This is a genomic window from Vogesella aquatica, from assembly GCF_028548455.1.
In the GTDB taxonomy this organism is placed as follows: Bacteria; Pseudomonadota; Gammaproteobacteria; order Burkholderiales; family Chromobacteriaceae; genus Vogesella; species Vogesella aquatica.
The window spans coordinates 51,987-72,082 of record NZ_JAQQLF010000022.1; the positions used below are offsets into that span (position 1 = coordinate 51,987).

The 20,096-nt window shown below is 65.0% G+C and carries 22 protein-coding genes; 5 read left to right on the forward strand and 17 right to left on the reverse strand.

Going from position 1 to position 20,096, the window contains the following annotated elements; translation table 11 throughout:
- The first annotated feature begins 42 nt into the window (after positions 1–42).
- The 4 genes from PQU95_RS15445 to PQU95_RS15460 all read left to right on the forward strand — a co-directional run bounded on the left by PQU95_RS15445 (position 43) and on the right by PQU95_RS15460 (position 3,303).
- A complete protein-coding gene (locus PQU95_RS15445; RefSeq protein ID WP_272752838.1) occupies positions 43–831 on the forward strand; it encodes an amino acid ABC transporter permease in 789 nt (262 codons plus the stop codon).
- A 183-nt stretch (positions 832–1,014) separates the two neighbouring features.
- The gene (locus PQU95_RS15450) at positions 1,015–1,818 is read left to right on the forward strand and encodes an ABC transporter substrate-binding protein (RefSeq protein ID WP_272752839.1); all 804 of its coding nucleotides are present in this window, start codon (positions 1,015–1,017) and stop codon (positions 1,816–1,818) included.
- A gap of 89 nt (positions 1,819–1,907) precedes the next feature.
- A complete protein-coding gene (locus tag PQU95_RS15455) occupies positions 1,908–2,630 on the forward strand; it encodes an amino acid ABC transporter permease (protein ID WP_272752840.1) in 723 nt (240 codons plus the stop codon).
- The gene (locus tag PQU95_RS15460; protein WP_272752841.1) at positions 2,623–3,303 is read left to right on the forward strand and encodes an amino acid ABC transporter permease; all 681 of its coding nucleotides are present in this window, start codon (positions 2,623–2,625) and stop codon (positions 3,301–3,303) included. The genes PQU95_RS15455 and PQU95_RS15460 overlap by 8 nt, the downstream gene beginning before the upstream one ends.
- A 93-nt stretch (positions 3,304–3,396) precedes the next feature.
- Here the strand turns inward: PQU95_RS15460 and PQU95_RS15465 are convergent, their stop codons facing one another.
- Positions 3,397–4,353 carry a sulfonate ABC transporter substrate-binding protein gene (locus PQU95_RS15465; RefSeq protein ID WP_272752842.1) on the reverse strand — a complete coding sequence of 319 codons (957 nt, stop codon included), beginning with the start codon at positions 4,351–4,353 and terminating at the stop codon, positions 3,397–3,399.
- Between the two features lie 84 nt (positions 4,354–4,437).
- A complete protein-coding gene (gene ssuD, locus PQU95_RS15470; RefSeq protein WP_272752843.1) occupies positions 4,438–5,613 on the reverse strand; it encodes an FMNH2-dependent alkanesulfonate monooxygenase in 1,176 nt (391 codons plus the stop codon).
- A gap of 180 nt (positions 5,614–5,793) precedes the next feature.
- On the opposite strand from ssuD (PQU95_RS15470), the gene PQU95_RS15475 reads away from it, so the two are divergent.
- Positions 5,794–6,543, forward strand: a complete 750-nt coding sequence (locus tag PQU95_RS15475; protein ID WP_272752844.1) for a GntR family transcriptional regulator — start codon at positions 5,794–5,796, stop codon at positions 6,541–6,543.
- A 467-nt stretch (positions 6,544–7,010) separates the two neighbouring features.
- Here the strand turns inward: PQU95_RS15475 and PQU95_RS15480 are convergent, their stop codons facing one another.
- The 15 genes from PQU95_RS15480 to ssuE form a co-directional block, all read right to left on the reverse strand.
- Complete coding sequence (locus PQU95_RS15480; RefSeq protein WP_272752845.1) at positions 7,011–7,823, reverse strand: MetQ/NlpA family ABC transporter substrate-binding protein; 813 nt, start codon at positions 7,821–7,823, stop codon at positions 7,011–7,013.
- Between the two features lie 23 nt (positions 7,824–7,846).
- Positions 7,847–9,202, reverse strand: a complete 1,356-nt coding sequence (locus PQU95_RS15485; RefSeq protein ID WP_272752846.1) for an LLM class flavin-dependent oxidoreductase — start codon at positions 9,200–9,202, stop codon at positions 7,847–7,849.
- Between the two features lies 1 nt (position 9,203).
- Positions 9,204–10,349, reverse strand: coding sequence for an SfnB family sulfur acquisition oxidoreductase (locus PQU95_RS15490; protein WP_272752847.1), 1,146 nt, complete (start codon positions 10,347–10,349; stop codon positions 9,204–9,206).
- A 10-nt stretch (positions 10,350–10,359) separates the two neighbouring features.
- A complete protein-coding gene (locus tag PQU95_RS15495) occupies positions 10,360–11,556 on the reverse strand; it encodes an SfnB family sulfur acquisition oxidoreductase (RefSeq protein ID WP_272752848.1) in 1,197 nt (398 codons plus the stop codon).
- Positions 11,557–11,575: 19 nt separating this feature from the next.
- Positions 11,576–12,229 carry a methionine ABC transporter permease gene (locus tag PQU95_RS15500; RefSeq protein ID WP_272752849.1) on the reverse strand — a complete coding sequence of 218 codons (654 nt, stop codon included), beginning with the start codon at positions 12,227–12,229 and terminating at the stop codon, positions 11,576–11,578.
- The gene (locus PQU95_RS15505; protein ID WP_272752850.1) at positions 12,222–13,352 is read right to left on the reverse strand and encodes a methionine ABC transporter ATP-binding protein; all 1,131 of its coding nucleotides are present in this window, start codon (positions 13,350–13,352) and stop codon (positions 12,222–12,224) included. Before PQU95_RS15505 ends, PQU95_RS15500 begins: the two co-directional genes overlap by 8 nt.
- Positions 13,353–13,361: 9 nt before the next feature.
- Entirely contained in the window at positions 13,362–14,171 is an 810-nt protein-coding gene (locus PQU95_RS15510; protein WP_272752851.1) for a MetQ/NlpA family ABC transporter substrate-binding protein, read from the reverse strand.
- A gap of 10 nt (positions 14,172–14,181) precedes the next feature.
- Positions 14,182–14,322, reverse strand: a complete 141-nt coding sequence (locus PQU95_RS15515) for a hypothetical protein (protein ID WP_272752852.1) — start codon at positions 14,320–14,322, stop codon at positions 14,182–14,184.
- 206 nt (positions 14,323–14,528) lie between these two features.
- Positions 14,529–15,119 carry a malonic semialdehyde reductase gene (locus PQU95_RS15520; RefSeq protein WP_272752853.1) on the reverse strand — a complete coding sequence of 197 codons (591 nt, stop codon included), beginning with the start codon at positions 15,117–15,119 and terminating at the stop codon, positions 14,529–14,531.
- 10 nt (positions 15,120–15,129) lie between these two features.
- Positions 15,130–15,345: a TOBE domain-containing protein gene (locus PQU95_RS15525; protein ID WP_272752854.1), complete on the reverse strand. Its 216-nt coding sequence runs from the start codon at positions 15,343–15,345 to the stop codon at positions 15,130–15,132.
- A gap of 30 nt (positions 15,346–15,375) precedes the next feature.
- The gene (locus PQU95_RS15530; RefSeq protein ID WP_272752855.1) at positions 15,376–16,167 is read right to left on the reverse strand and encodes an ATP-binding cassette domain-containing protein; all 792 of its coding nucleotides are present in this window, start codon (positions 16,165–16,167) and stop codon (positions 15,376–15,378) included.
- Positions 16,168–16,177: 10 nt separating this feature from the next.
- Entirely contained in the window at positions 16,178–16,960 is a 783-nt protein-coding gene (gene ssuC, locus PQU95_RS15535; protein ID WP_272752856.1) for an aliphatic sulfonate ABC transporter permease SsuC, read from the reverse strand.
- 11 nt (positions 16,961–16,971) lie between these two features.
- Positions 16,972–18,108 (reverse strand): FMNH2-dependent alkanesulfonate monooxygenase, encoded by a 1,137-nt coding sequence (gene ssuD, locus PQU95_RS15540; protein WP_272752857.1) that lies wholly within the window; start codon positions 18,106–18,108, stop codon positions 16,972–16,974.
- 47 nt (positions 18,109–18,155) lie between these two features.
- The gene (locus tag PQU95_RS15545) at positions 18,156–19,088 is read right to left on the reverse strand and encodes a sulfonate ABC transporter substrate-binding protein (protein ID WP_272752858.1); all 933 of its coding nucleotides are present in this window, start codon (positions 19,086–19,088) and stop codon (positions 18,156–18,158) included.
- 18 nt (positions 19,089–19,106) lie between these two features.
- Complete coding sequence (gene ssuE / locus PQU95_RS15550) at positions 19,107–19,694, reverse strand: NADPH-dependent FMN reductase (protein WP_272752859.1); 588 nt, start codon at positions 19,692–19,694, stop codon at positions 19,107–19,109.
- Between the last annotated feature and the right edge of the window lie 402 nt (positions 19,695–20,096).

Sequence of the window (20,096 nt, forward strand, 5' to 3'; positions counted from 1 at the left end):
GCCGCTTGCTGCCCGGCGGTTTTTTTTTGACAGATACCCGCCATGCCTCTTAACAAGCACACCGTTTTCCGCCTGCAGGTCAGCCTGGTCATGGCCGGCCTGCTGAGCCTGTTTGTCTGGTTTGCCAATGTGTTCGCGCTGGATTACCGCTTTGTACTCGACAAACTGCCCTTCCTGCTAGGCCTGCGCCTGAACCCGGACGGCCTGCTGCAGGGCGTGCCGCTCACCGTGCTGCTGTGCCTGGTGTCCACCACGCTGGCCACGCTCATCGGCCTGGCCTCGGCACTGGGCCGCCTGTCAGCCAACCCGCTACTGTACGGCGTGGCCACCTTCTACAACTCGTTCTTCAAGGGCACGCCCTTGCTGGTGCAGATCCTGCTGATCTATCTGGGCTTGCCGCAGCTGGGCATTGTGCCGGACGCCATACCGTCCGGCATCGTGGCGCTGTCGCTGTGCTATGGCGCCTACCTCAGCGAGGTGTTCCGCGCCGCCATCCTGTCCATCCCGCACGGGCAATGGGAAGCTGGCCGCGCACTGGGCATGAGCAAAGCGGCCATCATGCGCTTCGTTATCCTGCCGCAAGCGCAGAAGGTGGCTGTGCCACCGGCGTTTTCGCTATTTATCTCCATGCTGAAAGATTCATCGCTGGTGTCGGTAATGGGGCTGTGGGAAATCATGTTTCTGTCGCAAAGCTACGGCCGCTCCGCCTACCGCTACATGGAAATGCTGCTGAGTGCCGCGCTGATCTACTGGCTGCTGTCCATCGTACTGGAGCTATGCCAGCACCGGCTGGAGCACAAGTTGGCCGCAGGCCAGCGCCCCGCACGCTGAAACGGCGCAGCACACACCACAAGCCCGGTATCACCGGGCTTTTTGCATGGTGCCTGCACACACGTCGTAGCTAGGGCGCGATATGCGTATTTTGTATAAAAAATGCAAAATAACTTGGTTCACTTACCCTGGGGCGCCGCCTTATGCTGGCGGCACATTCCATTACCCCTCGGGAGCATCCTCATGAAAAGCAAGCTTATCCTCGCCTTGCTGCTGGCCGCCGGCGCCAACAGCGCCTTTGCCGACCGTATCGACGACATCAAGAAAGACGGCGTACTGCGCGTGGCCGCTTTTGACAGTAACCCGCCGTTCGGCTTTCTGGATGCGCAAACCCGCCAGATCAACGGCCTGGACGTCGACGTGGCGCGTCACATCGCCAGCAAGCTGGGCGTGAAGCTGGAGCTGGTTCCCACCAACCCGGCCAACCGCATTCCGCTGCTAGTTTCCGGCAAGGCCGACCTGATTGCGGCCAACTTCACCGTGACGCCGGACCGCGCCAAGCAAGTGGATTTCAGCCTGCCGTACTTTGCCTCCGGCCAGCAGTTCATCGCCCGTAAAGGCAGCCTGCAGAAGCCGGACCAGCTGGCCGGCCTGCGCGTGGGCGCCGACAAGGGCACCACCCAGGAGATCACGCTGCGCGACAAGTACCCGGCTACCAAAGTGGTGTCCTACGACGACACCCCGCTGGCTTTTGCCGCGCTGCGTAACGGCAACGTGAATGCCATCACCCAGGATGGCTCCAAGCTGGCTGCGCTGCTGGCCAATGCACCGGACAAGGACAAGTTTGAAATCGCCCCGTTTACCCTTACCCGTGAATACCAGGCCATCGGTTTGCCGAAGGGCGAGGCGCGGCTGCAAAAGCTGGTGAACGACGTACTGCTGTCGCTGGAAAAGAACGGCGAGGCGCAAAAGATCTACGACCGCTGGTTCGGCCCCAGCACCAAGGCCCCGCTGCCGCGTGACTTCAAGATCGGCGACAAGGTATAAGCCTGCCCCGCCAAGCCGGCCCACCCGTGGCCGGTGCCCCCGCGCCGCCCTCCAGGCGGCGTTTGTTTTTGCAGAAGAAAGGACGCGATATGTCTCCCCCCGCCTGGCTGGGCTATGACTGGCTGGCACCACGCTTTATCGGCTGGATGCTGGAAGGCGTGGTGCAAACCGCCTGGCTGTCGTTACTGGTGTGCGTGGCCGCCAGCGTACTGGGCATTGTGCTGGCCGCGTTGCAGCCATCGCGTTTGCGCTGGCCGGTAAACGGCTGGCTGGCCGCGCACCGTTACACCCCGCTGCTGGTGCAGCTGCTGCTGTGGTACTTCGGCGTGGCCAGCCTGCTGCCGGAAGGCGCCATGCTGTGGCTGAACGCGCCGCATGCGTTTGGGCCGCTAACGTGGCCGTCATTCGAGTTTCTGGCGGCCTTCATCGCGCTGACGCTGTACAGCAGCGCCTTCATCGCCGGCGAAGTGGAAGCCGGCTTGCGCGGTGTGCCAGCCGGCCAGTACGCCGCCGCCCATGCACTGGGCATGCGGCCGTGGCAGGTGCTGCGCCACATCGTGCTGCCGCAAGCGCTGCGCCTGGTGTACCGCCCGCTGCTGGGGCAGTATCTGGCGGTGATCAAGAACACCTCGCTTACCATGGCCATCGGCGTGGCCGAGTTGTCCTACCGCTCGCGCCAGGTGGAAACCGAAACCCTGCTCACCTTCCAGGCTTTTGCCGTCGCCACGCTGCTGTACCTGCTGCTGGTACTGGGCACCCAACTGGCCGGGGTAAGGCTGCAGACTGCGCAACGGGGGTATGGCGATGCATAGCGAAGTGATCACCGCCAACCTCGATTACCTGCTGCTGGGCAGTTGGCCGCAAGGGCAGCTAGGCGGCATGGCGCTGACTTTGTTAATGGGCCTGGCCGCGGCGGCGCTGGCCAGCGTACTGGGCATTGCGGCAGGAGTCGGCCTGGTGATGGGCAGGCCGGCATGGCGACGGCTGCTGGGCGTGGCGTGCGGCACGCTGCGGGCCATACCGGTGGTGATGCTGATTTTCTGGTGCTATTTCTTGCTGCCGGTACTGTTTGGCGTGGACGTACCGGGCACACTCACCGTTATCGCGGCGCTGGCACTGATCGGCGGTGCCTTTCTGGCGCAGACGGTGCAGGCCGGGATTGACGCTGCCCCTGCCGGCCAATGGCAGGCCGGGCTGGCGCTGGGTTTTACCCGCTGGCAAGTGCTGCGCTGGCTGATCCTGCCGCCGGCGCTGCGCATGATGCTGCCCTCGTTCGTCAACCAGTGGGTATCGCTGCTGAAAGATACCTCGCTGGCCTACGTGGTGGGGGTGGCCGAGCTGACCTTTGTGGCCGCCCAGGTCAACAACCGCGAGCAGGTATACCCGCTGGAAGTGTTTGCTTTCATTGCCCTGTGCTACCTGCTGCTGTGCAGCCTGCTGGCCTGGGCCGGTCGCCGCCTGGGGCGTAGCCCGCAGCAGGCCTGATCCCCCTGGCGCCCGCCATCACGGAACACCCCCTGCTTGCCTGGCAAACAGGGGGTGTCGTGATATGGCAACCCGTTCGGTTGCCGGCTTAAGCTAGCCCTTCCACACGATGTCTTTCACCGCCAGCGGCTTGGGGATCAGCTTCAGCTGGTAGAAGGTATCGGCAATGCGTTGCTGCTCGGCCAGTACCGCCGCATCGATGCCGCGCACGCCGTAGCTGCCGCGCTCGGCGGCTACCTGCACGATGGCTTTGTCCAGGCCGATCTGCGACGACAGCTGGCTGGCCACCTCCGGCAGGTTCTGCAGCGCCCACTTGTCCAGCCGCGCCAGTTCTTCCACGATCAGCTTGATGATGTTGCCGTTTTCGGCGGCGTATTTGCCGGCAGCCAGGTAGAACTGGTGGTTACTGACGTTGCCACGGCCGTCGGCAATCAGGCGCGCGCCCAGCTGTTTTTCGGCGGCGGCAAAGAACGGGTCCCAGATCACCCACGCATCCACACTGCCACGCTCGAAGGCGGCACGGCCGTCGGACGGGCTCAGGAACACCACCTGCACGTCTTCGTACTTGAGGCCGGCGTTTTCCAGCGCCCGCACCAGCAGGTAGTGCACGTTGGAGCCCTTGTTCAAGGCGATCTTCTTGCCTTTCAGGTCCTTGACGCTGCGGATCGGCGAATCCTTCTGCACCACAATGCCTTCGCCGCGCGGCGCGGGCGGCTCGTACGCTACGTAGCGCAGGTCGGCCCCGGCAGCCTGGGCAAAAATCGGCGGCGTCTCGCCGGTGGTGCCGAAGTCCACACTGCCCACGTTCAGCGCCTCCAGCAGCTGCGGGCCGCCGGGGAATTCGGCCCACTTCACGCTGATGCCCAGCGGTGCCAGCCGTTTTTCCAGCGTGCCTTGTGCCTTCAACAGCACCAGGGTGCCGTACTTCTGGTAGCCGATGCGCAGGGTATCGCTGCCGGCGGCCAACGCAGGCAGCGGCAAGGTAGCGGCGGCGACGCCGGCGGCGGCCAACTGCAACAGCTGGCGACGTTGCGGGTTGAATCGGGTCATGCTTGTCCTTTCAGTATTCGGTATGGCCACCGGCGCGCGCCGGTGGCAGAAATGTGTGCAGGAAACGACAGAAAATCAGCGCGCTCAGGCCACTTTTTCCGGCGGCGCCGCTTGCAGGGTGCGGGCGATCTGGCCGCTGGCCGACAAGGCGCTGGCGTCAAAAGGCCCGCCGGTAAACACCTGGCCACCGGGCAGCGCCTGCTGCTTGCCCGGCAGCAGCGGGAACACCAGCTCGGCAAAGCGGAACGCTTCTTCCAGGTGCGGGTAGCCGGACAACACAAAGGTGTCCACCCCCAGCGCGGCGTACTCCTGCAGGCGGGCGGCCACCGTTTGCGCATCACCCACCAGCGCGGTGCCGGCACCGCCGCGCACCAGGCCAACGCCAGCCCACAGATTGGGCGCCACTTCCAGCTTGTCGCGCTGGCCGCCGTGCAGCGCGGCCATGCGGCGCTGGCCTTCGGAATCCATTTGCGCAAAGCGCGCCTGCACCTTGGCGATGGTGTCGTCGTCCAGATGGCTGATCAGCGCGTTGGCCGCAGCCCAGGCTTCGTCGTTGGTTTCGCGCACGATCACGTGCAGGCGCACGCCAAACTTCACCGTGCGGCCCAGCTTGGCGGCACGGGCGCGCACGTCGGCAATCTTCTCGGCCACGGCGGCCGGCGGCTCGCCCCAGGTGAGGTAGGCGTCCACGTGCTCGGCGGCCAGCGCGTGCGCAGCCTCGGAAGAACCGCCAAAGTAGATCTTCGGGTACGGCTTTTGTACCGGCGGGAAGAAATTGCGCGCGTCCTTGATCTGGTGGTACTTGCCGTCAAAGTTGACGGCGTTGCCGGCCAGCAGCTCGCGCCAGATGTGCAGGAACTCGCTGGCTTCCTCGTAGCGCTCGTCGTGCTGCAGGAAGATGCCATCCGCGGCCAGCTCGGCGGCGTCGCCACCGGCCACGATGTTCACCAGCACGCGGCCGTGAGTGGCCTGGTCCAGCGTGGCTGCCATGCGTGCCGCCACGCTGGGCTTGGTCAGCGCGGTGCGCACCGCCACCAGCAGCTTCAGCCTTTGCGTGACCGGCGCCACGGTAGCGGCGGTAATCCACGGGTCCACGCAACCGCTGCCGGTGGGGATCAGCACCCCGTCGTAGCCCAGGGTGTCGGCAGCTACCGCCACCTGGCGCAGGTATTCGTTGCTGACCGGGCGGCCAGCGTCCGATTTGCCCAGGTAGCGGGTGTCGCCCGAGGTGGGCAGAAACCAGAAAATGTCGAGGCTCATGTCAGTCCTTTTGCAGAGAGTTATCCGCCGAGCCCGCTGTACCACGGCGAGGCTTGCGTTGGCACAAACGATTCTAGGGACGACAGCCGGCAAACCGAACCAAGCAAAAACGCATTGCAAATCAGCTTAAGTCATAACCTGTCATAACAGGTTGGCCGCAAGGCGCGCTATACTGCCGCCATGAAAGCCGACACCCTGCCCCCGCTGCACGCCAGCCAGCCACTGCACAGCCAGATTCGCGAGCACCTGCGCGCCGCCATCCTGGATGGCCGCTACCACGAGCACGACAAGCTGCCGTCGGAACAGCAGCTGATGACGCAATTCGGCGTCAGCCGCATCACCGTGCGCCACGCGCTGGCGGCGCTGCAGCAGGAAGGCCTGCTGTTCAAGGTGGCAGGCAAGGGCTGCTTTGTCAGCCGCCCGGCCGCCAAACCGGTACAAACCCTGGCTCGGCTACAAGGCTTTGCCGAGGCCATGAGCCAGCGCGGCCATACCGCCTGCAACCGTGTGCTGCGGCTGGCGCCCTGCCCGGCCGACACCGCCATCGCTACCGCGCTGGGCGTGGACGCCGGCAGCGAGGTGATGGAAATCCGCCGCCTGCGCTATCTGGACCAGCAGCCGGTATCGCTGGACATCAGCTACTTTCCGCTGGCGCTGGGCCAGCGCCTGGCGCGCGAAGACCTGGCCGGGCGCGATATCTTTCTTATTCTGGAAAACGACTACGCCACGCCGCTGGGCCACGCCGACCTCACCATCCACGCCTGCGTGGCCGATACGGACACCGCAGGCCAGCTGGGCTGCCGCAGCGGCGACGCGCTGCTGCATGTGGAGCGCGTCACCCGCGCTGCCGACGGCCAGCCGCTGGTGCTGGACTACCTGTACTACCGCGCCGACCGCTTCAGCTACCAGCTGCGCATCAACCGCAGCTGATCTTACTCAAGTACGCAATGCAACAATCCCGGCATCCACGTCAGATGGCCAGTTAAGCGACGCTGCAGTTCACTCAAAGACAGAACGTTAATGAAGCACCCAATCCCGTTGGCGCGAGCCGGGCAAAATGGTGCGCCCCAGGTCTTAAGCAGCCGATTTGTTTGAGCACCGAGCCGTTAGCGATCTGCGTGCAAATCTTTGATTTGCTCAGCGATGCGAGTTCGGCTGCGCCTGGGGCGTGCCATTTTGAACGGGGTTTCGAGCAGGCCCGGGGCGCGGGGGATTGCAAAAGGGGGCGGCGACCCGCCCCCTTTGCCCGTATGCCGGGCGGAACCGGCATGCAGAAATCATCCGCGAAGCGGATACAACCATTCTCATCAACACGAAGACAAGAAGGCGGTCAGCGCTAACTGACTGCCTTGATGGAGCAAGCCGGCCTTGTTCACTGAGCAGACCAGTACAGTGCCCTAGTCAGTCCAGGCCAGGTGGTACAGCTTGTCGTTGCCCAGGTAGGACTTGCGGATCTGCGCCCGCACCGCCGGCGATTGCTGGTACACGCGCACGAACTGCTGCAGCTTGGGGTCGGCCGCATTGTCGTCGCGGGCAATAAAGCGGATGGCGTACTGCTCGTCGTCCAGGCCGGAGAACAGCAAGGCACTACCCGGGTCAAAGGTTTTGGCCGCAGCGATAAAGTGCGGGTAACCCTGCGCCAGGTCCACGTCATCGATCACGCGTACCAGCTGCGGGCCTTCCACTTCCACAAAGCTCAGCTTGCGCGGGTTGGCCGCAATATCGGTGAGCTTGCCCTTGGCGCCCACGCCGTCACGCAGCTTGATCAGGCCGGCCTTCTGCAACAGCAGCAGCGCACGACCCTGGTTGATCGGGTCGCTGGCAACCGCCACCTTGGCGCCGGTTTTCAGCTCGGCAAAGCTTTTCACCTTGCTGGAGTACAAACCGATATTGGCCAGAATGCCCACGCCTACCGATTTCAGCTTGTAGCCCTGGGTCTTGATGACGTTATCCAGAAACGGCTGGTGCTGGAAGTAATTGGCGTCCAGGTCCTTGTTGGCCAGCGCCACATTGGGCGTGGTCCAGTCGCTGAACTCCACCACCTCCACTTCCAGCCCCTGTTTCTTGGCCTCTTGCGCGGCAACGCGCACCGAGTCGGCGTAGGCGCCAGGGGTAACGCCGATCTTGAGTGCGGCAGCATGGCTGCTGACGGCCAGCAGTAACAGGCCCAGGGCGCCAAGGCCCTGCTTGATGCGTGTGATGCGGTTCATGGTTTCTCCTTGTGTAAATAGATTCAGGCGCCGTGGCGATAGCCGGCCCCGGCGTGGCGCGCCGGCAGGGTGTCGCCCTGGCCAAACAGCTTGTGCCGCAGGCTGCCTTCCTGATAGGCGGTCTTGTAGGCGCCACGGTTTTGCAGCTCCGGCACCACCAGGTCGACAAAATCCTCGTAGCTTTCCGGTGTGACGGTGCGCGACAGGTTGAAGCCGTCCACGCCCACGTCTTCCACCCACGATTGCAGCTCGTCGGCCACGCTGGCCGCGTCGCCCACCAGCGTCGGGTAACGGCTGCCCAGCCGGAAGCGTTCCAGCAGCTTGCGCCGCGTCAGCTGGTTGGCACGGGCGGTGTTGGCCGCAGACTGGATGGCGTTGCTGCTGCCGTACTCGATGGGGTCGTCCAGGCCGTAGCGGCTGAAATCCACACCGATACTGCTGGCAAAGTGCGCCAGGCCGGCTTCGGCGCTGGCGTAGTGCCAGTAGTCGTCAAACTTTTCCTGCGCCTCGGCCTGGGTATGGCCCACCACGGCGGCAATACCGACAAAGATTTTCACGTCGTCGGCGCGGCGGCCCTGCGCCACGGCCTGGGCGCGAATCTGCTGCACCAGGCGGCGGGTGCTGTCCTTGTCGCCCGCCGGGATGAAAATGCCCTCGGCGTGGGTGGCGGCAAAGCGCTGGCCACGGTCGGACGCGCCGGCCTGGAACAGCACCGGCGTGCGCTGCGGCGACGGCTCGCACAGGTGGTAGCCGTCCAGCCGGTAAAACGGCCCCTGGTGCTGCACGCGGTGGATGCGCGCCGGGTCGGCAAACACGCGGCCAACCTTGTCGCGGCGCACGGCGCCATCTTCCCAGCTGCCTTCCCACAGCTTGTACAGCAGCGCCAGGTAGTCGTCGGCGCGGTCGTAACGGCGGTCGTGCTCGTCCTGCGCGTCCAGCCCCATGGCGCGGGCGCCACTGTCCAGGTAGCCGGTCACGATGTTCCAGCCGGCACGGCCGCCGGTGAGGTGGTCCAGCGTGCTCATGCGGCGGGCAAACAGGTAGGGCGGCTCGTAGCTCAGGTTGGCGGTGACCCCGAAGCCCAGGTGCCGGGTAACGGCGGCCATGGCCGGCACCAGCAGCAGCGGGTCGTTGACCGGCAGCTGGATGGCTTCGCGCGCAGTGAGGTCGATGGACTGCTGGTACACGTCGTACACGCCGATGATGTCGGCGATGAACAGGCCGTCGAACAGGCCGCGCTCCAGCGTTTGCGCCAGCTGCGTCCAGTAGCCCAGCGTGTTGTAGTCCACCGAGTTGTCGCGCGGGTGCGTCCACAGCCCGTGGTTGATGTGGCCGACGCAGTTCATGTTGAACGCGTTCAGCAGTATCTGCTTGGCCATGTCACAGCGCTCCGTGCCGCGGTGGCAGTGTGTCGTTGAGCACGTAGTTGCCCACGGCGTGGAATTTCCAGCGCACCGGGTCGTGCAGCGTGTGGGTGCGGGCGTTGCGCCAGAAGCGGTCCAGATTGTGCTCGGCCAGCGTGGCGCTGGTGCCGGCCAGCTCGAACAGCTGGCTACCGGCTTGCAGCGCGATTTCGGTGGTCAGCACGCGGGCGCCGGCCACCGCCACGCTGGCCTCGGCAGCGCGCAAGCGTACAGACAGCTGCCCTGCCCGCTCCACCAGCAGCGGGTCGTGGCTGGCCTTGTCCACACCGGCGTCTATCCACGGCCGGCTGTACTCGCGCACGTAGTCCAGCGTGGCGGCGTAGGCACCGCGGGCCTGGCCCAGATCGATGGCGGCGTGCAGGATCTGCGCAAACGGGCCGATGGTGGTGGGCCGGTCGAACGATGCCTTGAACGGTACGATCCAGTCGCGCTCTACCCGCACCCGGTCGAAATGTACCGAGCCGCTGCCGGTAACGCGCTGGCCAAAGCCGTCCCAGTTGTCGGTAATGCTGATGCCCTCGCTGTGGCGCGGAATGAAAGCCAGGTAGCTCACTTCGTCGGCGTCCACCACCAGGGTGGGAATCCACTCGGCGTACAGCGCACCGGTGCAGTAAAACTTTTGCCCGCTGACGCGGAAGCCGTCGCCGTCCGCTGCCAGGTGGGTGCGGCGCTTGTAATCCTTGTGGCCGATCTCGGCCAGCGCATTGCCAAAGCGCACGCCTTGCAGCGCCTTGTCGTAGAAGAAGCGCTGCTGTTGCGGCGTACCGCCCACGTGCAGCACTTCCAGCGCGTAGTAATGGTTTTGCGGGATCTGCGCCAGCGAGCCGTCGGCGGCGCTGATGATGGCAATCACCTCGGCCAGCGTCACGCTGGACACGCCGGCACCGCCGTACTCCTGCGGTACGGTAATGCCCCACAGGCCGCTGGCAGCGTAGCCATCCAGCACGTCCCACGGCAGGATGCGCTCGCGGTCGCGCTGTACGGCGGTGGTGGCAAACTCGGCCGCCCAGTGGCGGGCCACGGCCAGCGCTTCTTCGTCCGAGCGGATGCGGTGCGCGGCGGGCGCCAGCTGCGCCTGGCCGATTGCAGACAGTTCGGTCATACCCTGCTCCTTAGTTCCATTGATGACGGGCCGGAAAAACCCCGTTCAGTACGTAATTGCCGATGGCGTGGTATTTCCAGCGCACCGGGTCGTGCAGGGTGTGCACACGGGCGTTGCGCCAGTGGCGGTCCAGCTGGTGGCGGGCACGGGTGGCAGACGAGCCGGCCAGCTCGAACAGGCGCTCGGCATTGCGCAGCGCGGCTTCGGTGGTGAGCACCTTGGCGTGCGCCACGGCGATCGAGGCTTCGGCGCTGCTGGCGGCAGTGACCGGCGCGGCCGCCAGGCGGTCCAGCGTGTGCGCGGCCTGGTCCAGCACCTCCAGCGCGGCGTCCAGCTCGATCTGCAGCCGGCCCACGATGTGGATCAGGTGCGGGTCGTCGCTGGCGCGGCCAACGTTGGCGTCCACCCACGGCCGGGCGTGCTGGCGCACGAAATCCAGCGCGTCGGCCAGCGCCGCCTCGGCGATGCCGGCGTCGATGGCCGCTTGCAAGAGCTGCGATACCGGTCCGGTCAGGCCCGGGGTATCGGCCAGCTGCCATACCGGCACGATCAGGCTCTCGTCCACCGGCACCTGCTCAAACTGCACGCTGCCGCTGGCGGTGGTGCGCTGGCCGAAGGCCGACCAATCGTCCACCACCTGCACGCCCTCGGCGTGGCGCGGCACCAGCACCTGTACCACGCGGCCCTGCTCGTCTTGCGCACGGGTGGGAATCCAGTCGGCAAACAGCGCGCCGGTGGAGTAATAACGCTGGCCGCTCAGGCGCAGCTGGCCGTCGTCGCCGCGCTGCAAGCGGGTGCCGGGCTGCAGCAGCGAGGTCTTGCCCTTTTCCGGGCCGGCGTTGCCCAGGCGCTTGCCAGCCAGTACCTCGGCGAACACCCGCGCCTGCTGCTCGGGGCTGCCGTGGTGACGGAACACTTCCAGCACGGCGTAGTGGTTTTGCGGAATCTGCCCCAGCGACGAATCCGCCGCATTCAGGATGCGGAACACCTGCGCCAGCGTGCGGTAGCTGACACCGGCGCCGCCGAATTCGCGCGGTACGGTAATGCCGCCCAGGCCGCTGGCAGAAAAACGCGCCAGCTCGTCCCACGGCAGGCGGCGCTCGGCATCGCGCAGCCCTGCTTCGCGGGCGAAATCGGCAGCCAGCTGCTGCGCCACGGCCACGGCTTCGGCGTCGCTGCGGATACGGTGAACGATGAGATCGGACATATCGGTTTCCTCTGCCGCCCTAGCGGCGGTAATCAAGACGGCGCGCCAGCGCATCGCCGCCGGTTTGTACCAGGCTCACCAGCACTACCAGGCCCACCAGCACGGCCAGCATGACCTGGGTGTCGAAACGCTGGTAGCCGTAACGGATGGCCAGGTCGCCCAGGCCGCCGGCGCCCACGGCACCGGCCATCGCCGACGAGCCGATCATCGCCACCAGGGTGATGGTGAGGCCGCTGACGATGCCGGGCAGCGCCTCGGGCAGCAGCACCAGGTGGATGACGTGCCAGCGCTTGCCGCCCATGGCCTGCACCGCTTCGATCAGGCCTCGGTCTACCTGGCGCAAGCTCACTTCGGCGATGCGGGCAAAGAACGGAATGCCGGCTACCGACAACGGCACTACCGCCGCCCACACGCCGATGGTGGTACCCACCACCAAGCGGGTAAACGGCAGCAATACCACCAGCAGGATGATGAACGGCACCGAACGGAACACGTTCACCACGCTGCCCAGCGTGCGGTTAAGCCAGGGCGAGGCGTACAGGTCGCCCGGCCCGGTGGTCACCAGCAGCAGCGCCAGCCCCAGGCCGAACACGGCCGACACCAGGGCTGCCACGCTCACCATCTGCAGCGTCTGCCAGCCAGCTTGCAGATACAGTTCGTACAGTTCAGTCATGTTGCAGATACCCCAGCAAGCGGATGTTGGCGGCCGGCAGCGCCAACGCTGCGGCCAACTGTGACACCTGGCGCACCAGGTCATGCGGCTGGAACGCCACCACCAGCCGGCCTTGCGCCCGGCCCTGGATGCGCTCCACGCCGCCGTGCACCAGCTGCAGCTCCGGTCCCAGTACCTGGGCCAGTTGCGCCAGCTGCGGGTCGCGGCCACTAACGCCGTCCAGCCGGATGTCCAGCAGCGCCGGGGTGGCACGGCCGGCCGGCTCGGCCACAATGCGGCGCTGCACATCGTCAGGCAGGTCGTGCACCAGCGAGGCCAGCAAGGCGCGGGTAGCGTCGGCCTGCGGTGCACCGAATACGCGCCACACCTCGCCCAACTCTGCCAGACGGCCGTTTTCCAGCACCGCCACACGGTCGCAGATCTCGCGGATCACCGCCATTTCGTGGGTGATCAGCACCACGGTCAGCCCCAGGCGGCGGTTGATGTCGCGCAGCAGCGCCAGAATGGACTGCGTGGTTTCCGGGTCCAGCGCCGAGGTGGCCTCGTCGCACAGCAGTAGGTCCGGGTCGTGCACCAGCGCACGGGCGATGCCTACCCGCTGCTTCTGGCCGCCGGACAGCTTGGCCGGGTACACGTCGCGCTTGCCTTCCAGCCCCACCAGCGCCAGCAGGCTGTCTACCTTGGCGTCGATCTGCGCCTGTGGCACACCGGCAATGCGTAGCGGCAGGCCGATGTTTTGCGCCACGGTTTTGGACGACAGCAGATTGAAGTGCTGGAACACCATGCCGATGCGGCGACGGGCGGCAGCCAGCGCGTTTTCGTCCAGCTGCGCCAGGTCCTGGCCGTTGACCAGTACCCGCCCGCTGCCGGGGGCTTCCAGGTGGTTGATGGTGCGCACCAGCGTGGACTTGCCGGCGCCGCTGCGGCCGATGATGCCGAAGATCTCGCCGCGGCCAACGTCCAGGCTGATGGCGTCCAGCGCGGTGACGGTTTTGTCGCCGCTGGCAAAGGTGCGGCCTACGGCTTCGAAGCGCACCACGGTATCGGCCGGCAGCGGGCTGGTTGCCGCCGCGGCAGCTGCGGCAGCCTCGCGCAGGGGGAAGGTTTCAACGCGTGCGTTCATGCCCCCTCCTTACAGCCAGGCCGGCGCGTACAGCTTGCCGAACACTTTGTCCAGCGAGGCGCGAACCTGCTTGGAGTTCTGGTAGATACGGATGAACTGCTGCACCTTGGGGTTGGCCGCATCCTGCTTGCGCACCACCCACTGCAGGGCAAAAATCTTGTTCTCCACGCCGTCGAACAGCAGCGCGTTGTCCGGGTTTTCACCGGCCAGGCGCAGGAACGACGGGTAGCCCTGCGCCAGGTCTACATCGTCCAGCGCGCGCGCCAGCTGCGAGGCCTCCAACGCGACGATGCTCAGCTTTTTAGGGTTGGCCACAATATCCAGCGTGGTGGCCTTGTAACCCAGGCCGGACTTGAGCTTGATCAGGCCGGCACGCTCCAGCAGCAGCAGCCCGCGCCCGCCGTTGACCGGGTCGCTGGCGATGGCCACCTTGCCACCCGCCGGGATGTCGGCAAAGCTTTTCCATTTATGCGAGTACAGGCCGATTTTCATGATGGTGCCGGTGCCCACCGACACGAAGTCGTAGCCACCCTGCTTCTTGGCGTTCTCCAGAAACGGGATGTGCTGGAAGTAATTGACGTCGATATCGCCGTTGGCCAGCGCGGCGTTCGGGGTGTTCCAGTCGGAAAACTCCACCAGCTCCACGTTCAGGCCCTGGGTCTTGGCTTCCTTGACGGCAATCTGCAGTGATTCCACCTGTGGCGTGGACGATACGCCCACGCGCAGTACGTCACTGGCGGCCAGCGCGGGCGCGGCCAACCAGGCCAGGCCGGTAGCGGCGGCCAGTACGGCAAAACGGCGACGGGTAAATTGTTTCATTAATTGGCCCTTATCTAAAAATGGAAACGTCCAGATACAGCGGTAATGGTTGGGCAGGTAAATCAGGCAGCAGCAACAAGGCATGCCGCGCGCGACAAATAAAGGCTCGCCATTTGATACGGCGCCATATACGGATTTTGGCGGCCAACATGAGCTGACTCCTGCGCTTGACTGGGTTCCAATTTATCGAGACACCAAGCGGAAACAAACCAAGATAATCTGGCTAGCTATTATTTTTTGCTGCTAATAAAACAAAGTCATATCACTATCGACAAAATAGAAAACCCGCTGCTTATTCAAAAAAAAATGCCCGCAGCAGGCTGCGGGCAAAGCGAGATTCAGGGAGTAAAACAGAGACTACAGGATGGAAACTACGTCCTCGTACGCCAGGCGCGGGCCACGCGGGTACAAGCCCTCGCGCTGGCCATAGCCCAGGTTCACCAGCAGCAGGCTCTTGTAGCGGCCGTCGGCAAAAAAGGTGCGGTCTACCGCCTCGGCGTCAAAGCCGGTCATCGGGCCAGCGTCCAGCCCCAATGCCCGCGCCGCCAGGATCAGGTAGGCGCCCTGCAGCGTGGCATTGCTACGTGCGCCAGGTTCGATCAGGTGCGGCAGGTTGTCGTAGAAACCCTTGGCGTCAAAGACGGGGAACTGCGTGGGCAGCTGCTCGTGAAACGCGGTGTCGTACGCCACGATCACCGTCAGTGGTGCCGCCAGTGTCTTGTCACGGTTACCGGCCGACAGCGCGGGCGACAGCTGCTGCCGCGCCTGGTGCGTCTGCAGGAACACATAGCGCCCGGGCTGGCCATTAAAGGCAGTGGGGCCCCACTTCAGCAGCTCGTACAGCTGCTGGATGGTGTCGGGGCTGACCGGCTGGCTGGTAAAACTGTGCAAGGAGCGCGCATCGGTAAACAGCTGCGCCAGTGCCTCGCGGGAAAGGGGGGCAGACATGTGGTACTCCTTACAGGGTGGCGATGGACACTTCGGTAGATTTGACGAAGGCAATTACCTCGGAGCCCACTTTCAGCTCCAGCTCCTTGACCGAGCGGGTGGTAATCACCGAGGTGACGATGCCGGACGGGGTGTCCACGTCCACTTCGGACAGCACCGGGCCTTCGATGATTTCCTTGATGGTGCCCTTGAACTGGTTACGTACGTTGATGGATTTGATGCTCATGATGTGTCCTTTTCTGGGGGTAAGCCCGGGCTATAGCGCCCAGTTAAGCTGGTTAAAGCGATAAGGTTGTACCGGCTCGGCCGGCAGCTGGCCGGTGTAGGCCGGGCCCTGCAGCACGCGCTGCAGGATGTGCTGTTCGAAAGCCACAAAGCGGGTGTCGCCGTGCTGGCGCGGGCGTGGCAGGTCGATGCGTACGTCCAGCGCAACCCTGCCCTCCTCCACCAGTACCACGCGGTCGGCCAGCGCTACCGCTTCGCTCACGTCGTGCGTTACCAGCACGGTGGTGGGCGCGTGGGCCAGCCACAGGCGCTCGATCAGCGCCTGCATTTCCAGCCGCGTCAGCGCGTCCAGCGCGCCCAGTGGCTCGTCCAGCAGCAATAGCTGTGGTTGGTGCACCAGGGCACGCGCCAGGGCCACACGCTGGCGCTGGCCGCCAGACAGCCGCACTGGCCACTCGCCGGCACGGTCGGCCAGGCCCACTTCGGCCAGCGCATCGCGGGCACGCTGGCGGGCGTCGGCACCCGCCAGCCCCAGCGCCACGTTGTCGAGTACGGTTTTCCACGGCAGCAGGCGCGCGTCCTGGAACATCACCCGCACGGTCTGGCCAGCCGGCTGCTGCAAGCGGCCGCCGTCGGGGGCATCGAGCCCGGCCAGCAGGCGCAGCAACGTGCTCTTGCCGCAACCGCTGCGGCCAACTATGGCCACAAACTCGCCCTGGGCGATATCCAGGTTCAGCCCGTCCAGCACCGTGCGGGTACCAAAGCGGCGTTGCAAGCCTTGCAGGTGGATGGCACCGGCCAGCGTAAAGTTTTCGCGTTTCATGGCGTGCTCCTCAGGCTTTCAGGTAGGACGGGTGCCACTGTAGCCAGCGGCGCTCCAGCAGCCGTGCCGCCACGTCTACCGCCTTGCCCAGCAGGGCGTACAGCAGGATGGACAGCACCACGATCTCGGTTTGCAGGAACTCGCGGGCGTTGGCCGCCAGGTAGCCGATGCCGCTGCTGGCGGCCAGCGTTTCCGCCACGATCAGGATGATCCAGGCGATACCCAGCGCGTAGCGCACGCCCACCAGGATGGACGGCAGCGCGCCGGGTAGCACCACCTGGCGGAACAGCGCCTGCCCGGTGACGCCGTAGCTGCGCGCCATTTCCAGCAGCGCCGGGTCCAGCGAGCGGATACCGTGATAGGTGTTGAGGTACACCGGAAACAGCGTGCCGAAGGCCACCAGAAACACCTTCGCGGTTTCGTCGATGCCGAACCACAGGATCACCAGCGGCAAGATGGCCAGCGGCGGGATATTGCGCAGCATCTGCAGCGTGGTATCGAACACCGCCTCGCCCAGACGCGACAGGCCGGCGATCAGCCCCAGCAGCAGCCCCAAACCAGCGCCGATGGCAAAGCCGCTGGCAGCGCGCCAGAAGCTGCTGTACAGGTGGGTGAACAGCTCGCCGCTGACGGTAAGGCGCCAGGCGGCGGCCAACACCTCGCTAGGGGCCGGCAACACGCGATGGTTCAGCCAGCCCAGGCTGGAGGCCACCTGCCAGGCTAGCAGCAAGGCTGCCGGCACCAGCCAGGGGATGACACGCGCCGCGTGGCGCTGCAAAAAGCTCTGGCTCATGTTTGCCCCTTTCAGGATGCGGCCGACTGCCTGGGCAGCAGCTGGTTGGCCACGATTTCACCGGCCGGGCCACCATCGTTGGCCGCAGCACCCAGGCCGCGCCCCGGCAGGTGCGGGAACAGCAGCTCGGCCACGCGGTAGGCTTCGTCCAGGTGCGGGTAGCCGGAGAACACGAAGGTATCGATGCCCAGCTCGGCGTATTCCTGCATGCGCTTGGCCACCGTCGGGCCATCGCCCACCAGCGCGGTGCCAGCTCCGCCGCGCACCAGGCCGATGCCGGCCCACAGGTTGGGGGCGATTTCCAGCTGGTCGCGGCGGCCGCCGTGCAGCGCGGCCATGCGGCGCTGGCCTTCGGAGTCGGCACGAGCCAGGGTTTTCTGCGCCGCGGCGATGGTGGCGTCGTCCAGCTTGATGATCAGCGCATCGGCAGCCGCCCAGGCCGCTTCGTTGCTTTCACGCACGATCACGTGCAGGCGGATGCCGAAGCGCACGGTGCGGCCGTGGCGGGCAGCGCGCGCTTTCACGTCGGCAATCTTCTTGGCCACCTCTTCCGGCGGCTCGCCCCAGGTGAGGTACACGTCCACGTGTTCGGCGGCCAGGTCGTGGGCCGCGTCGGACGAGCCGCCAAAGTACAGCGGCGGGTACGGCTTGCTCACCGGCGGGTACAGCACACTGGCGTCTTTTACCTTGATGTGTTTGCCGTCCAGGCTGACCGTGTCACCAGCCAGCACGCCTTTCCATACTTGCAGGAACTCGCTGGCGGCTTCGTAGCGCTCGTCGTGGCTCAGCCAGCTGCCGTCGCCGGCCAGCTCGGTAGCGTCGCCACCGGCCACCACGTTCACCAGCAGGCGGCCTTGCGACAGGCGGTCGAAACTGGCCGCCATGCGCGCTGCCACCGTGGGCTGCATGATGCCGGGGCGCACCGCCACCAGAAACTTCAGGCGGCGGGTGGCTGGAATCAGGCTGGCGGCGGTGACCCACGGATCTTCGCAAGAGCGGCCGGTGGGGATGAGTGCGCCGTCAAACCCCAGGCTGTCGGCCGCGCGGGCGATCTGGGTCAGGTAGTCGTGGTCCACGGTGCGGGCGCCCTCGGCACTACCGAGATAGCGGCCATCGCCGTGGGTGGGGAAGAACCAGAATACTTGCATGCTGTGTGTCCTGTGAGGTGCGGCGGCCAAGGTTGGCCGCAGGCGGATTACGGTTTCCAGAAGGCGTCTTTTACCTTGATGGCTTTCGGAATCAGCCCCAGGCTGAAGAAGGCGTCGGCCACTTTCTGCTGCTGTGCGTCCACGCCCGGCTGCAGGTAGCTCACGCTATAGCTGGGGTTGCGCGACAGCATGGCTTCGTAGGTTTCCGCTTCCAGCCCGGTGTAGCCGGATAGTGTGGCCGCCACTTTCTTGGCGTCGCTCTTCAGCCAGTCGTCGTTGGCCGACAGCGCTTTGAACACCACGTCGATCACCTTGGGGTTGGCTTTGGCGTAGGCGCGCTGCGCCAGATAGAAGGTGTTGTTGCCGGTGAGCCCCTTGCCGGTGCTCAGGACACGGACGCCCCCCGCTTTCTGTGCCGCGGCGTAGTACGGGTCCCAGATGGTCCACGCGTCCACGCTGCCACGCTCAAACGCGGCGCGCGCCTCGGACGGCGACAGGTACACCGGGGTGATGTCGGTGTAAGCCAGCTTGGCATGCTGCAACGCAGCCACCGTCAGGTAATGCGCACTGCTGCCCTTGGTGAAGGCGATGCGCTTGCCCTTGAGATCAGCCAGCGTCTTAATAGCCGAGTTGGCCGGCACCAGAATGGCCGACGATTCCGGTTTGGCCGGCTCCTGCCCGATGTAGACAATGTCGGCACCGGCGGCCTGGGCAAACACGGGTGGCGAATCACCGGTCATGCCGATGCTGACACTACCGGCGTTCATGGCTTCCAGCAGCGGCGGGCCGGCCTGGAACTCGAACCACTTCACCTCCACACCCAGCGGCTTCAATTGCTTTTCCAGGGTGCCCTGGGCCTTCAGTGACGCCAGATTAAGCGCGCTCTTCTGGTAGCCGATATTGAGTTCCAGCGCCTGGGCCGGCAGGGCAAACGCCAGCAAGGTGCCCAGCAGGCTTAGTTTGAGTGTGCGTGTTTTCATGTTTTTGTCCTGGGTGGGTCAGAGACTGATGGTGCGGGAGATAAAATCGTGGCCACGGTGCGGTGCGGCCAACCTGGCGGCAGGCCTGAGCAAGGCCGCCAAGTCGTCCACCGCCTCGTCCAGCCTTTGCCGAAGCTCATCGGCCAGCGAGGCCTGCCCTTGCGGCGACACCGCAATCTGCTGCTCTACGGCAAACACGCCCTGATGGATTTCGCTGGCCTTCAGCGAGGCCAGCACCGGCTTCAGGGTGTATTCCACCGCCAGCAGGTGGCCAGGGCTACCGCCACTCACCAACGGCAATACCGGCTTGCCGGCCAGGCCGCCTTCGGGGATCAGGTCGAGCAGTACTTTCAGCGCGCCGGCGTAGGCCGCCTTGTACACCGGGGTGGCAATCAGCACGCCGTCGGCACGCACTATTGCCTGCTGGAATGCCTTGACGCTGTCGGCGGCAAAGTTGCCGTACAGCAGCTCCTCTGCAGCAAAGTCGTACACGCTGAAACGCTGGGTTTCGATGTCCTGCGCCGCCAGACGGGCAGCAGCATGATCAATCAGACGGGCTGTTTTGGATTGGCGGCTGGGGCTGCCGGAAATGGCGACAATTTTCATGGCAATTTACGGTGGGGTGATGGAGTAACATCACATTAACAGCCGTATTTAATGCAATAAACCAAATAAAACCGCGCTGCTTTTCACTGCTTTTGCTAAGGAAAAATACTGATTTATTTACCCAGCCTGCCGCGCCAAATAAAAAAAGCCGCACCTTTGGGGTGCGGCTAATTGCAACGGGAAAAATGCAAAGGAGAGAGACTGCAAGGATAAAGCGTTTACAACCCAAAAAACTACTGCGGTTGCGCGGTCAGGCGCAGGTAAGGCCGCAGGGCCCGGTAGCTGTCTAGTCCCGGACGATTACGCACCTGCTTTTTGAACAGTTCGGGATGTGATTTCTGCCACTGTTTCATCGCCAGCAATGGTGTCTGATGCGCCAGCATCCTTTGCGGCAGATGCTGG

Bases quoted from the DNA above. Each gene is read 5' to 3' on its own strand.
- PQU95_RS15445 (WP_272752838.1), top strand. From the start codon at position 43: ATGCCTCTTAACAAGCACACCGTTTTCCGCCTGCAGGTCAGCCTGGTC.
- PQU95_RS15450 (WP_272752839.1), top strand. From the start codon at position 1,015: ATGAAAAGCAAGCTTATCCTCGCCTTGCTGCTGGCCGCCGGCGCCAAC.
- PQU95_RS15455 (WP_272752840.1), top strand. From the start codon at position 1,908: ATGTCTCCCCCCGCCTGGCTGGGCTATGACTGGCTGGCACCACGCTTT.
- PQU95_RS15460 (WP_272752841.1), top strand. From the start codon at position 2,623: ATGCATAGCGAAGTGATCACCGCCAACCTCGATTACCTGCTGCTGGGC.
- PQU95_RS15465 (WP_272752842.1), bottom strand. From the start codon at position 4,353: ATGACCCGATTCAACCCGCAACGTCGCCAGCTGTTGCAGTTGGCCGCC.
- ssuD (WP_272752843.1), bottom strand. From the start codon at position 5,613: ATGAGCCTCGACATTTTCTGGTTTCTGCCCACCTCGGGCGACACCCGC.
- PQU95_RS15475 (WP_272752844.1), top strand. From the start codon at position 5,794: ATGAAAGCCGACACCCTGCCCCCGCTGCACGCCAGCCAGCCACTGCAC.
- PQU95_RS15480 (WP_272752845.1), bottom strand. From the start codon at position 7,823: ATGAACCGCATCACACGCATCAAGCAGGGCCTTGGCGCCCTGGGCCTG.
- PQU95_RS15485 (WP_272752846.1), bottom strand. From the start codon at position 9,202: ATGGCCAAGCAGATACTGCTGAACGCGTTCAACATGAACTGCGTCGGC.
- PQU95_RS15490 (WP_272752847.1), bottom strand. From the start codon at position 10,349: ATGACCGAACTGTCTGCAATCGGCCAGGCGCAGCTGGCGCCCGCCGCG.
- PQU95_RS15495 (WP_272752848.1), bottom strand. From the start codon at position 11,556: ATGTCCGATCTCATCGTTCACCGTATCCGCAGCGACGCCGAAGCCGTG.
- PQU95_RS15500 (WP_272752849.1), bottom strand. From the start codon at position 12,229: ATGACTGAACTGTACGAACTGTATCTGCAAGCTGGCTGGCAGACGCTG.
- PQU95_RS15505 (WP_272752850.1), bottom strand. From the start codon at position 13,352: ATGAACGCACGCGTTGAAACCTTCCCCCTGCGCGAGGCTGCCGCAGCT.
- PQU95_RS15510 (WP_272752851.1), bottom strand. From the start codon at position 14,171: ATGAAACAATTTACCCGTCGCCGTTTTGCCGTACTGGCCGCCGCTACC.
- PQU95_RS15515 (WP_272752852.1), bottom strand. From the start codon at position 14,322: ATGTTGGCCGCCAAAATCCGTATATGGCGCCGTATCAAATGGCGAGCC.
- PQU95_RS15520 (WP_272752853.1), bottom strand. From the start codon at position 15,119: ATGTCTGCCCCCCTTTCCCGCGAGGCACTGGCGCAGCTGTTTACCGAT.
- PQU95_RS15525 (WP_272752854.1), bottom strand. From the start codon at position 15,345: ATGAGCATCAAATCCATCAACGTACGTAACCAGTTCAAGGGCACCATC.
- PQU95_RS15530 (WP_272752855.1), bottom strand. From the start codon at position 16,167: ATGAAACGCGAAAACTTTACGCTGGCCGGTGCCATCCACCTGCAAGGC.
- ssuC (WP_272752856.1), bottom strand. From the start codon at position 16,960: ATGAGCCAGAGCTTTTTGCAGCGCCACGCGGCGCGTGTCATCCCCTGG.
- ssuD (WP_272752857.1), bottom strand. From the start codon at position 18,108: ATGCAAGTATTCTGGTTCTTCCCCACCCACGGCGATGGCCGCTATCTC.
- PQU95_RS15545 (WP_272752858.1), bottom strand. From the start codon at position 19,088: ATGAAAACACGCACACTCAAACTAAGCCTGCTGGGCACCTTGCTGGCG.
- ssuE (WP_272752859.1), bottom strand. From the start codon at position 19,694: ATGAAAATTGTCGCCATTTCCGGCAGCCCCAGCCGCCAATCCAAAACA.